Origin of the sequence: Plantactinospora sp. WMMC1484, assembly GCF_049315195.1 — a bacterium.
GTDB lineage: Bacteria > Actinomycetota > Actinomycetes > Mycobacteriales > Micromonosporaceae > Plantactinospora.
In genome coordinates this window covers 3,813,271-3,824,578 of record NZ_CP186055.1, presented here as the reverse complement: position 1 = coordinate 3,824,578, position 11,308 = coordinate 3,813,271, and the positions used below count along the sequence as shown (strand labels likewise).

Here is an 11,308-nt window from a genome sequence, read left to right as displayed (position 1 = left end):
CCAGCCCGTGTTACGCCCCGCGCGCTGCGTCACGTTAGGCTTTGCCCCTGACCGCTGTCGGCCAACCGAGGATGCCCGATGATCGAACCCGTACAGCTGCCTGCTCCCTGGCGGGACGCGCACCTGACCGTCGTCGTCCCCACCTACAACGAGGCGGGAAATCTTCCGGTGCTGGTCGAGCGGCTGCTCGCCCTGCCACTGCCCGGGCTGCGCATCCTCGTCGTCGACGACAACTCGCCGGACGGCACCGGCGAGGTGGCAGACAAGCTGGCGATCGAGCACCCGGAGCGGATCGAGGTCGTGCACCGGGCGGGCAAGGAGGGCCTGGGGCGGGCGTACGTCGACGGGATCGGCCAGGCCCTGGCGGCCGGAGCGGAGTACGTCGCACAGATGGACGCCGACCTGTCCCACCCGCCGGAGGCGCTGCCCGGGATGCTCGGCTCGCTGCTCTCCACCCGGGCCGGTGTGGTGATCGGCTCCCGGTACGTTCCCGGCGGCCAGCTTGACGAGGCCTGGCCGCTCTACCGCCGGGCGCTCAGCGGCTGGGCCAACTTCTACGTGCACACCCTGCTCCAGGTGCGGATCCGGGACCTCACCGCCGGGTTCAAGATCTGGCGCGCCGAGGCGTTGCACGACATCGGCCTGCACCGGGTGCAGTCCAACGGTTACAGCTTCCAGGTCGAGATGCACTACCTGGCCACCAAGCTCGGCCACACCATCCTGGAGGTGCCGATCCGGTTCCAGGAGCGCCTGGACGGCGACTCGAAGATGACCACGGGGACGAAGATCGAGAGTGCCCTGATGCCGTTCAGGCTCCGCGGCCGGCACCGCAACATCGCCCGCTCCGGCGAGACCGACCAGCCCGACCAGCCCGGCGAGACCGACCAGCCCGGCGAGACCCACCGGCCCGGCGAGACCGACCGGCCCGAGGAGGCCGGTCGGGCGTAGCTGGCCGAGGATCGGCGGTCAGGCGTAGATGGCTCGGTGGGCGCCGGCCACGACGGCGGCGTACGCCCGGCCGGTCACTGCGCGGTCCCGGGCCAGCGCGGCCCGGGCGGCGTTCGCGCCCGGCCCGCCGTGCACCCCGCCCCCCGGGTGCGCGGAGGCGCCCGCCAGGAAGAGCCGGTCGACCGGGGTGTCCGCCCGGCCGAGCCCGGGCACCGGGCGCAGGAAGAGCTGCTGGTACGCGGCGGAGCTGCCACCACCGACCGCACCGCCCACCAGGCTCGGATTCCCCGCCGCCAACTCGGCCGGCCCGGCGACGTACCGGGCCCGGACCAGGCCACCGAAGCCGGGCGCGGCCCGCTCCAGCACCGCCTCCATCCGCTCGACCTGCGTACCGACCTGCTCGGCCCGCCAGTCCCGGCGGAACGGAAGATGGGTGTAGGCCCAGAACGATTCGGTGCCGGCCGGTGAGCGGCCCGGATCCGCCACCGTCAACTGCCCGGCCAGCAGGAACGGCTCGGTCGGCAACTCGCCCCGCTGCAGCGCCGCCGCGTACCGCGCGAGGCCGGCGAGGTCGCCGCCGAGGTGGACGGTGCCGGCACCGGCCACCGCGGGCTCCCGCCAGGGCACCGGCCCGGCCAGCGCCCAGTCCACTTTGACTGTGGAGCCGTCCCAGCGGAAATGCGCCAGGTCGGCGACCAGCCGGGGTGGCAGCCGGTCGGTACCGACCAGGTCGAGGAAGAGCGCCGGTGCCGGCACGTCCGCCAGCACCGCACGACGGGCCCGCCACAGCCGGCCATCGGCCGAGCGCACCCCCACGGCCCGGTTGCGGGCCACCAGTACCCGCTCGACCGGGGTGTGCCGGTGCAGCCGGCCACCCCGGTCCCGTAGCCGGGCCACCAGGGCGTCGGTGATCCGCTGCGCCCCGCCGACCGGCACCGGCCAGCCCACCTGCTGACCCAGCATCGCCAGCAGCCAGCCGTAGACGCCGGAACCCGGCTCGTCCGGGGCGAGGTCGGTGTGCAGCGCACAGCCGGTGAGCAGCGCCGGGGCGCCCGTGCCGGTGAAGAGTTCGGCGCCGAGCCGGGCGCTGGGCAGCACCAGGCGACGGGCCAGCCGCAGCAGTCCGGCGGTACGCAGCCGGCGGGCGAGCGTCAGCCCGCCGCGTACCGGTGGGAAGGGGCTGAAGAGCGCGTCGAGCAGGGGCTCCGAGATCTGCCGCCACTGCGCGTACGCGTCGAGCCAGCGCTCGCCGTCCCCGGCGCCGAACCGCTCCACCGAGGCCGCGGTGACCTCGGGATCGCGGTTGAGCAGCACGGCCCGATCGTCCGGGAACAGGTGCGCCAGCACGTCCGGCGCGTGCCGCCAGGACAACCCGTAGCCGTCCAGCCGCAGCCGACGCAGCACCGGCGAGGCGTAACCGAGCGGGTAGAAGGCGCTGTAGAGATCGCTCAGGTAGCCCGGGGCGGTCACCTCGGCCGACCTGACCGCTCCGCCCGGCTCGCCGGTCGCCTCGAGCACCAGGACGTCCCAGCCGGCGTCGGCGAGCAGGTTCGCGGCGACCAGGCCGTTGTGCCCCGCACCGACCACGACCGCGTCCGCGGTTTCCGCCACGCCCATCACCCGAGCACGCTAGCAAGGAAGGGCCCCCGCTTATCGTTTTCTGTTGTAGCGGGGGCCCTTCCTAACACCTCTGCGGACGGAGAGTTTGGACCGCCCGGACCGGGGCAAACTGCGCTCCATGTATCAGATCCAGCAGCTTATCGCCGGGGTGTGGGACGGTGGCGCCGGCGCCGGGTGGCTCAGCGTGGTGGATCCGGCCGACGGTAGCCCGGTCAGCCGGGTCCCGGTGGCGGCCGAGGCGGAGGTGGACGCGGCGGTCAAGGCGGCCCGCGCGACGGCACCGCAGTGGGCGCGTACCGCACCGGCCGAACGGGCGGCGGCGCTGCGCCGGGCGGCGGACGCGATCGAGGCGGTCGCCGACCGGTTGGCCGAGGCGGAGACCGCCGAGATGGGCCGGCCGCTCGACGCCGCCCGCAGCGGCGTGCAGGCGGGCGTGTCGACGCTGCGCCAGTACGCCGAACTCGCGCCGGTCCGCGGCGGCCGCACCCTCGGCGGCGACGCCGACGCGATCGACCTGATGGTGCCGCAGCCGCGCGGCGTGGTCGCGGTCATCACACCGTGGAACGACCCGGTCGCGGTCTCCTGTGGCCTGCTGGGCGCGGCCCTGGCCACCGGTAACACCGTCGTCTACAAGCCGAGCGAGCGGAGCACCGCCAGCGGCTTCCTGCTCGCCCGCCTCCTCGACGAACACCTGCCCTCGGGTGTGCTGTCGCTACTCACCGGCGACGGGCGGGTCGGCGCGGCCCTGGCCGGCCAGGAGGTCGACGTGGTCGCGCACGTCGGTTCGACCGCCACCGGCCGGTCGATCGCCGCCGCCTGCACCCGCTCCGGCGCCAAGGCCCTGCTGGAGAACGGCGGCAGTGACCCGCTGATCGTCGACGACGACGTCGATCCGCGCTGGGCCGCCGGGCAGGCCGCGATCGGCGCGTTCGCCAACGCGGGGCAGCTCTGCGTGGCGGTCGAGCGGATCTACGTTCTCCGTTCCATCGCGACCCGGTTCCTCGGCGCGCTGGTGCAGCGCGCGGAGGCGCTGCGGTCGGGGCCGGGGCGGGACCCGCGCAGCGAACTCGGGCCGCTGGTCGACCGGCGGCACCGGGATCACGTGCATGGCCAGGTCGAGGCGGCGGTCGCGGACGGCGCCACCCTGCTCACCGGCGGTAAGGTGCCGGAGGGGCCAGGTGCCTTCTACCCGCCGACCGTGCTCGCCGAGTGCACCGACCAGATGGCGGCGATGCGGGAGGAGACCTTCGGGCCGGTGGCCCCGGTGATGGTGGTGGAGTCCTTCGACGAGGCGTTGTCGAGGGCGTCGGAATCGCCCTACGGGTTGGCGGCGACGGTACTCACCGCGTCCATGAGCCACGCGCAGCGGGCCTGGCGGGAGCTGCCGGTCGGGACCGTGAAGATCAACGCCGTCTTCGGTGGCGCACCGGGCGGTGCCGCCGAGCCCCGTGCCGGCAGCGGCCAGGGTTTCGGGTACGGACCGGAGCTGCTGGACGAGCTGACCGTCACCAAGGCGGTGCACATCGAAGGGCCGGGCGGGGAGGGCAGCCGATGGTGAGCCGGCGCCCCGGCCCGCACGGCAGCGCCCCGCACGTAGCCGCCCCGCACGTAGCCGCCCCGCACGGCACCGCCCCGCACGGCACCGCCCCGCACGTCGCTCGACGCCCGGTCAGCCGCGCCTGCGGCTCTTCTCCTTCTCACGCCCGCGAGTCTCCTTCTCACGCCCGCGAGCCGTGCCGGTCTTCCTGTTGTTCACCTTCTGGATGGCGTTGACCAACTCGGCCTTGGTCATCCGGGACCGTCCCGGCACCTCCAGCCGCTTCGCCACCTCCATCAGGTGTCCCTTCGGGGCGTTGGCGTCCACGCCACCGGCGGTGGGTGCGCGCCGCGCCGGTCCGCCGCCGGCCGCCTGCTCGTCACTCGGACCCTTGCGCCCCTTCGGCTCCCAGTGGTCGCCGATCTTCTCGAACGAGTGCTTCAGTGCGGCGAACGCGGTCCGGTGCGACCGCTGGCCCTCGCCGTACGTCTCGACCGCCGAATCGTGGGTCTTCGCCCAGGTGTCCTGCGCCTTCTGCGGCGAGCGTTGCAGGGTGCTCGGCAGAACCTCGCGTCCGGGCATGACTTCCCTCCTCCGGATCGTCGTCTCCCACCGGTCCGATTTCCCGCGCCGCCGCCGGCAAACGCGCCGCCGCCGGCAAACCCGACCTGGTGTTTGTCCTGATCCGGCGCTGGGTACCGGGCCGACCACGGGCGAGCGCGGCTCGGAAGCCAGCACGACGAGGGGGCCAGAGCATGGCGTCAACCACGGAACCGGCCCCGGCGGTACGTGACCGGCACGGCGACCTCCCCGGCCGGCTGCGTCAGTTGAGCTGGACGACCTGGCGGGGCGTACTCGTCCGCAGCGGGCAGAACTTCATGAAGGACAACTGCGCCGACTGGGCCGCGGCGTTGACCTACTACGGCGTGCTGGCACTGTTTCCGTCGGCGATCGTGATCGTCGCGCTGGTCGGCCTGGTCTCGAACGGTCAGGAGACCATCGACACGATCGCCGGCCTGGCCAGGGACGTCGGTGCCGGCTCGGTCGTGGCGAACGAGGGCGTGCTGAACGTGCTGCGGGACGTGGTCGACAACCAGGGGTCGGCGAAGGTGCTGCTGAGCTTCGGTCTGGTGGCCGCGCTCTGGTCGGCCTCAGGCTATGTCGGAGCGTTCACCCGGGCCTCCAACGCGATATACGGCGTCGCCGAGGGCCGGCCGTTCTATCTGCTGCGTCCGCTGCAGCTCGGGCTGACGGCCATCGCGCTGGTCCTGCTCGCGGTGGTGGCCACCGGACTGATCGTGAGCGGTCCGGTCACCGACGCGGTGGGCAATGCGCTCTCCATCGGTGACGCGCCCCGGACCGCCTGGTCGATCGCCAAGTGGCCGGTCCTGGTGGCGATCATGATGCTGCTGCTCTCGCTGCTCTTCTGGATCGCGCCGAACGTCCGGCAGCCCCGGTTCCGCTGGCTGACCGTCGGCGGTGCGGTCACCCTCGCCTCCTGGGCCGTCGTCTCGGCCGCCTTCGGCTTCTACGTCGCCCGGTTCGGGCTGGATTCCTACAACGTGACGTACGGAAGCCTCGGCGCCGCCATCGCCGCCCTGATCTGGCTCTACCTCTCCAACTGCGCGGTGATGCTTGGCGTGGAGATCAACTCCGAGGTGCAGCGCGGCCGGGCCCTCCAGGGCGGCGCCGAACCTCCGGTGGAGCCGGCCCTGCCGCCCAAGAGGCCGGCGGACTGACCCGATGTCGTTTAGCCTGGGCCCCCTCGGGTAGCGGATTGGGTATGGAACGTGGGAACAGCAAGCACGGCCCCCGGCTGGACGAGGAGATGGGCCGGGAGGTGAAGGGCACGGTGCAGGGCGCCGCCGGCGGCCGCGCGGAGGAGTGGCGTGACCCGGAGCCGGCCGGCGAGGACCAGCCCGGTCTCACCCGCGCGCCGAGCAACGACACCCGGTCCGGTGCGCCGCAGGGCATGACCTCGGAAGAGGTCGAGCAGCGAAGCCGACTGGGTCGATTCATCCCGCTCTCCGCCCTGCCCGGTGACCGGGACAGCCTCCGCCGCAGCGCGGAGGAGAACGAGGCGCCGGACGACATCCTCGCCCAACTGGACCGCCTACCGCCTGGAAGCCGGTTCCAGACCGTCTCCGAGGTGTGGGCCGCGCTCGGCCACGCCAACGAGACCCAGCGCTGGTAACGGCCCCCGAATCACCAGCACAGCAACCCACAGACCCAGACCGACCGACAAGGAGGATGCCAGATGAGTGGCGTGACCAAGTCCGTCGACGTTGCGGTGCCGATCCGGACCGCCTACGACCAGTGGACCCAGTTCGAGGAGTTTCCGGAGTTCATGGAGGGCGTCCAGGAGGTCCGGCAGGTGTCGGACACGATGACGCACTGGAAGGTCGAGATCGGCGGGGTGAACCGCGAGTTCGACGCCAGGATCACCGAACAGCTGCCCGACGAACGGGTCGCCTGGACGTCGACCGATGGCACCCGGCAGGCCGGCGTGGTGACCTTCCACCGGCTCGACGAGAACCACACGCGGGTCACCGCGCAGATGGAGTTCGAGCCGCAGGGAATGACGGAGAAGGCCGGCGACAAGCTCGGCATGGTGGACCGGCGGGTCGCCGGTGACCTGGACCGGTTCAAGCAGTTCATCGAGCGGCGCGGCGCCGAGACCGGGGCCTGGCGCGGCGCGGTCTCCCGGCCGCAGCCGTAACGCTCTCGGATCCGACCGAGTCGGCGGTGGCCGCCGGGTGGGAAACCCGCCCGGCGGCCACCGCCATTCGGCTACGGGTGGATCGGCGGCGGTGGACCGGCTACGGGTGGGATCGGCGGCGTTTGCCGCTCGGGTGTGCCGGGTAGGGCGACGGCATGACCGACAGCGAAGAGCACGTCTGGCGGGACGAGGAACGGCTACCCCTCACCGAGCTGGAGAGGGCGATGGGCGCCTCGACGCCCGACGGGCAGGTCGACGACGTGACCGGCAACGAGGCAGGCGCGGAGTCGGCGTTCGGCCATGGCGCGGAGCCGGACGACCCGGACGTGGTGCCGTACGACGAGGAGCGGGCCGAGCAGATGAGCGACGACCAGCGCCGCTTCCGGCCGTCGACCACCGGCCGCACCGGACCGCACTGAGCGAGGCGGCCGCCCGTGGCGAGGCGGCCTCCCGTGCCGCAGCGCTCCGGAGCGGCGGGGTGCACCGATCCGGAGGGGCGGGCCGCACCGATCCGGAGGGGCGGGCCGCACCGATCCGGAGGGGTGAGCCGGCCGCGGTCAGCCGTCCTGCACGGGACGGCGGGCGGCCCGCCGGTTGGAGGCCCAGTAGAGGCCGAGCATGGTCAGGGAGAGCAGCAGGAGCGCGGGTCCGAGCACGGCGACCGAGACGCGGCCGATCAGCAGTCCCAGTGCGGCGGGGATGAGCGCGCCACCCAGCCCGGAGGCACCGATCTGTAGCCCGATCGTCCGATCCGCATGGCGCCGGCCGACCCGGTCGGCCGTACTGAGGGTCAACAGCGGGAAGACCGCCGCCGCGCCGAACCCGATGACCGCGAGGCCGAGCACGGCCAGCCAGCCCGGACCGGGCAGCGCGACGAGCGCGGAGCCGGCCGCCATCCCGTACATGCTGCCGAGCAGCACCGTCCGGCTGCCCAGCCGCTCGGCGACCAGACCCTGCACCACCCGGCCGGCGAAGAGGCTGCCCCAGTAGATCGACACGCAGAGGCCGGCAAGGGTGGCGCTCAGTCCGCGGTCCTCGGTGAGCAGTAGGAAGGCCCAGAGCCCGGCGGCGACCTCGATCCCCACGTAGACCGCGAAGGTCAGGGCGCCGAACCAGACCGCCGGCAGGGCCAGGGTGGCGCCGATCCGCACCGGTCCGGCCGGTGCCTGCGGCCCGCCTCCCGGATCGGGTCGGCCGGCGTTCGCTCCCCGCTGCCAGGCCCGGACGGTGAGGACGAAGGCCAGCGCCAGCACGGCCTCGGCGGCCGCCACGACGCCGTACCCCCAGCGCCAGCCCAGCCCGACGCCGAGTGCCGTCGTCATCACCAGCGGCCCGATGGCGACCCCGAGCCCGAAGCAGGCGTGCATCCAGTTCATCTGCCGCGGCCCGAACACACCCGCGGCGTACGCGTTCAACCCCGCGTCGATCGCGCCTGAGCCGAGTCCCAGCAGCAGCGCGCAGCCGATCAGCATCGGCAGCCCCGGCGAGCTGGCGTAACCGGTCAATGCCAGGCTGGCCAGCGCGGTGCTTCCGGCCAGCAGCCAGCCGACGCCCAGCCGGGCGATGCTGAATCCGGCCAGCACGCTCGACACGAGGTAGCCGGCCGTACCCGAGGTGAGCAGCAGGCCGACCGCCTCGGTGGGTACCGTCAGGTCAGCGCTGATGAACGGCCAGCCGACGCCGAGCAGTCCGTCGGGCAGGCCGAGACTGACGAAGGCCAGGTAGGCCAGGACGAGGACGGTGGCCCCGGTCCTGACCCGCGAGGGAGTGGACACGACCGTCGATCATGCCGGACGGGACCGACGGCTGGCCACCAGAGGTGCCACAGAGCCGGATCAAGCGGGCAGGTGCCTCGAATTCGTCCGAACGGGGGACGGCGATCGGCGTCCGCCAGGGCAGAATTTCGGGATGCGTCAGGCTCCTGGTTTCCTCTCCATCCGTCAGCGTCGGCTCGCATGGCTGGCGTTCCTGCTCACCGCGGTGCAGGCGCCGGTCTCCGCCCGCCTGGTCGACGACGGCTCGTGGTTGTTCAGCCTCTCCGTGTCGCTGATGGTCGCCACCGTGATCCTCGCCGACGACGCGATGCGGCGCCGTCCGGTGGACGCCGGCTCGATCGAGTAACCCCACCTCCACCGGCGCGCCCGCGCGACGCCGGGCCCCCGTAGACGAGGCGGCGGGAGCCCGCTGCCGGGAGTCCGCGCCCCGGCGGATCCGGTGACCATCCAAACCCGCCCAGCCCCGGCATGCTGGGCATTCGTGGCCTGGCCGAGCGAGCGGACTGGTCGGCTCCGGATAGGCTGCTGACATGCCAGGCACGGTCGGGCGGGTACCCGCTCCCCCCTCCACCGTGGCCGGTGCGCTGCCGACTCCAGGCCCCACCCTCGGCCCACCGGCCGACCGTGGCTGGCCGGAGACCCCGCTGGGCCCGCCCGACCACTGGGACCCGGCGCTGCGGGCGGTGGTGGATCTGGTCTTCTCCGCCCCGATGCCGATGGCCCTGGCCTACGGCGCGCAGCTCGCGCTGATCTACAACGACGACTTCGCCGAGCTGATCGCGGCCCGGCATCCCGAGGCGTTCGGCCGGCCGGCCGCCGAGGTCTTCGCCGAGGTGTGGGACGTCCCCGGCGTCGGCGACGTGATCGAGCGGGTCTACCGGACCGGCGAGCCGTTCCTGGAACAGGAGGGCACGCTGCCGTTGGTCGGCGACGAGCCCGGACGGGCCGACCACTCGGTCTTCATCCGCGGCTACTCCCCGGTCCGGGACTCCGCCGGGACCGTTATCGGAGTGCTCGCGGTGGCCGCCGAGGCGTCCCAGGTGACCCGGCGCCTGCAGAATCTCAGCGAGTTGGCTTCGGCCCTGGCCGGGACGCTGACCCTCGACGACGTCGCCCGGGTGACGCTGCGCAGCGCCGTCTCGACGTTCGGCGCCGACCAGGTCGAGTTCGGGGTGGACGACGGGGCGGGGTGGCGGCTGGTCCGGCGGGTCCGCGGCGACATGCTGGACGAGGCCGACGAGCGGCTGCCGCCGCTGTGGCGCCGGCACCCGGCCGACTCCCCGGCGCCGCTGGTGGTGACCGCCGGCAGCGGTACGCCGAGCTTCGCCAGCGACGGCCAGCCGCTGCTACGCAGCGCCGTCGACCGGCACGACGAAAAGATCAGGGCCCTGGCAGCCCTGCCGCTGCGTACGGCGACGCTGCGGGGCGGGCTGACGGTCGGCCACCGACAGCCGCACTTCTGGCCACCGGCCGAGCGCGCCCTGCTGGCCGCCTCGGCGGAGCTGGTGGCACAGGCCGCCGAGCGGGCCCGCCGGTTCGAGACCCAGCATGGCACGGCGCAACTGCTGCAACGCAGCATGCTGCCGGAGCACCTGCCGGACCTGCCGCTGCTGCGGATCGCCGCCCGCTACGACGCCGGAGTCGACGGAAACGCTGCCGGTGGTGACTTCTACGACGCCTTCGCGCTGCCGGACGGCCGGCTGGCGGTGGTCCTGGGCGACGTGGCCGGGCACGACGTGCAGGCCGCCGCGCTGATGGGGCAGGTCCGGGCCGCACTGCGGGCGCTGGCGCTGAGCGACCCCGATCCGGTGCCGGTGCTCGCCGGCCTGGACCGGTTGGTGGCGAGTCTGAGCGCGGAGGCGCGCAGCGAAGAACTCTTCGTCACCGTGGTCTACGGGCTGATCGAGCCGGAGGCGGAACGGTTGACCCTGGCCAGTGCCGGGCATCCCCCGCCGCTGATCCGGCGCGGCTCGCCCGGCCAGCCGGGCACCGCCCGATATGTCGACGTGCCGCCCGGGGTGCCGCTCGGGCTCTCCGGCCGGCGGTCGGCGGTCAGCGTGGAGCTGCCGCCGGGCGACACCCTGCTGCTCTTCAGCGACGGTGTGGTGGAGCGCCGGCAGCGGAGCCTGACGGACGGCTTCGCGGCGCTCGCCGGCGCGGTGGCGGGGTCGGCCACCGGCGACCCGCGCACGCTCTGCGCGCTCGCCACCGGCGCGGTGCCGGGGAGCACCGAGGACGACGTCGCCGTGCTCGCGGTCGAACACGCGAGTACGCCGAGCCGCTCGGCCGGCATGGAGGTCCCGGCGGAGCCGACCGCTCCGGGGCGGGTACGGCACTGGATGACCGCACAACTGAACCTCTGGGGCGTGCCCGAGCAGGTGGTCGGCGCAGCGGTGCTCTGCACCAGCGAGTTGACCACCAACGCGCTGCTGCACGCCGGCACCGCCGCTCGGGTGGAGATCGACCTCAGTCCGGAGCGGTTGCTGGTATCGGTCGCCGACAGCGGCACCCGGGGCGCGGTGGCTCCGGCCCGGACCGAGAAACTCAGCAGCCGGGGCCGGGGCCTCGGGCTGATCGAGCAGCTCAGCGACGCCTGGGGGACCGACCCGACGGTACGCGGCTCGACGGTCTGGTTCGAGATGATGATCCCGGCCAACGCCGGCGGCGACGAGCACCCGGGCACCTGACCGCATCCTGACAGGCGTGCGG

The 11,308-nt window shown here is 73.5% G+C and carries 10 protein-coding genes and 1 pseudogene; 8 read left to right on the top strand and 3 right to left on the bottom strand.

Annotated elements, in window-relative coordinates:
• Nucleotides 1-78: 78 nt before the first annotated feature.
• A pseudogene (locus ACN28C_RS16780) lies at nt 79-843 on the top strand (polyprenol monophosphomannose synthase); the annotation flags it as partial.
• A gap of 123 nt (nt 844-966) precedes the next feature.
• Here ACN28C_RS16780 and ACN28C_RS16775 read toward each other — a convergent pair.
• On the bottom strand, nt 967-2,559 hold the full coding sequence (locus ACN28C_RS16775; protein ID WP_422774369.1) for a phytoene desaturase family protein: 1,593 nt from the start codon (nt 2,557-2,559) through the stop codon (nt 967-969).
• A 127-nt stretch (nt 2,560-2,686) separates the two neighbouring features.
• Between ACN28C_RS16775 and ACN28C_RS16770 the strand changes: the two genes are divergently transcribed.
• On the top strand, nt 2,687-4,126 hold the full coding sequence (locus ACN28C_RS16770; RefSeq protein ID WP_422774368.1) for an aldehyde dehydrogenase family protein: 1,440 nt from the start codon (nt 2,687-2,689) through the stop codon (nt 4,124-4,126).
• Between the two features lie 111 nt (nt 4,127-4,237).
• On the opposite strand, the gene ACN28C_RS16765 is transcribed toward ACN28C_RS16770, so the two are convergent.
• Nucleotides 4,238-4,687: a ChaB family protein gene (locus ACN28C_RS16765; protein WP_422774367.1), complete on the bottom strand. Its 450-nt coding sequence runs from the start codon at nt 4,685-4,687 to the stop codon at nt 4,238-4,240.
• Between the two features lie 173 nt (nt 4,688-4,860).
• Between ACN28C_RS16765 and ACN28C_RS16760 the strand changes: the two genes are divergently transcribed.
• From ACN28C_RS16760 to ACN28C_RS16745, 4 genes are all read left to right on the top strand, one after another.
• A complete protein-coding gene (locus tag ACN28C_RS16760) occupies nt 4,861-5,844 on the top strand; it encodes a YihY/virulence factor BrkB family protein (RefSeq protein WP_422774366.1) in 984 nt (327 codons plus the stop codon).
• Nucleotides 5,845-5,888: 44 nt separating this feature from the next.
• A complete protein-coding gene (locus ACN28C_RS16755; RefSeq protein WP_422774365.1) occupies nt 5,889-6,299 on the top strand; it encodes a DUF2795 domain-containing protein in 411 nt (136 codons plus the stop codon).
• 63 nt (nt 6,300-6,362) lie between these two features.
• On the top strand, nt 6,363-6,824 hold the full coding sequence (locus ACN28C_RS16750; RefSeq protein ID WP_422774364.1) for an SRPBCC family protein: 462 nt from the start codon (nt 6,363-6,365) through the stop codon (nt 6,822-6,824).
• A 155-nt stretch (nt 6,825-6,979) separates the two neighbouring features.
• Complete coding sequence (locus ACN28C_RS16745) at nt 6,980-7,243, top strand: hypothetical protein (RefSeq protein ID WP_422774363.1); 264 nt, start codon at nt 6,980-6,982, stop codon at nt 7,241-7,243.
• A 138-nt stretch (nt 7,244-7,381) separates the two neighbouring features.
• Here the strand turns inward: ACN28C_RS16745 and ACN28C_RS16740 are convergent, their stop codons facing one another.
• Nucleotides 7,382-8,599, bottom strand: coding sequence for an MFS transporter (locus ACN28C_RS16740; RefSeq protein WP_422774362.1), 1,218 nt, complete (start codon nt 8,597-8,599; stop codon nt 7,382-7,384).
• Between the two features lie 133 nt (nt 8,600-8,732).
• Here ACN28C_RS16740 and ACN28C_RS16735 point away from each other — a divergent pair, with 133 nt between their 5' ends.
• The gene (locus ACN28C_RS16735; protein ID WP_422774361.1) at nt 8,733-8,945 is read left to right on the top strand and encodes a hypothetical protein; all 213 of its coding nucleotides are present in this window, start codon (nt 8,733-8,735) and stop codon (nt 8,943-8,945) included.
• Nucleotides 8,946-9,129: 184 nt separating this feature from the next.
• Complete coding sequence (locus ACN28C_RS16730) at nt 9,130-11,286, top strand: SpoIIE family protein phosphatase (protein ID WP_422774360.1); 2,157 nt, start codon at nt 9,130-9,132, stop codon at nt 11,284-11,286.
• Nucleotides 11,287-11,308: the final 22 nt, after the last annotated feature.

Bases quoted from the DNA above. Each gene is read 5' to 3' on its own strand.
- ACN28C_RS16770 (WP_422774368.1), top strand. From the start codon at position 2,687: ATGTATCAGATCCAGCAGCTTATCGCCGGGGTGTGGGACGGTGGCGCC.
- ACN28C_RS16765 (WP_422774367.1), bottom strand. From the start codon at position 4,687: ATGCCCGGACGCGAGGTTCTGCCGAGCACCCTGCAACGCTCGCCGCAG.
- ACN28C_RS16760 (WP_422774366.1), top strand. From the start codon at position 4,861: ATGGCGTCAACCACGGAACCGGCCCCGGCGGTACGTGACCGGCACGGC.
- ACN28C_RS16755 (WP_422774365.1), top strand. From the start codon at position 5,889: ATGGAACGTGGGAACAGCAAGCACGGCCCCCGGCTGGACGAGGAGATG.
- ACN28C_RS16750 (WP_422774364.1), top strand. From the start codon at position 6,363: ATGAGTGGCGTGACCAAGTCCGTCGACGTTGCGGTGCCGATCCGGACC.
- ACN28C_RS16745 (WP_422774363.1), top strand. From the start codon at position 6,980: ATGACCGACAGCGAAGAGCACGTCTGGCGGGACGAGGAACGGCTACCC.
- ACN28C_RS16735 (WP_422774361.1), top strand. From the start codon at position 8,733: ATGCGTCAGGCTCCTGGTTTCCTCTCCATCCGTCAGCGTCGGCTCGCA.
- ACN28C_RS16730 (WP_422774360.1), top strand. From the start codon at position 9,130: ATGCCAGGCACGGTCGGGCGGGTACCCGCTCCCCCCTCCACCGTGGCC.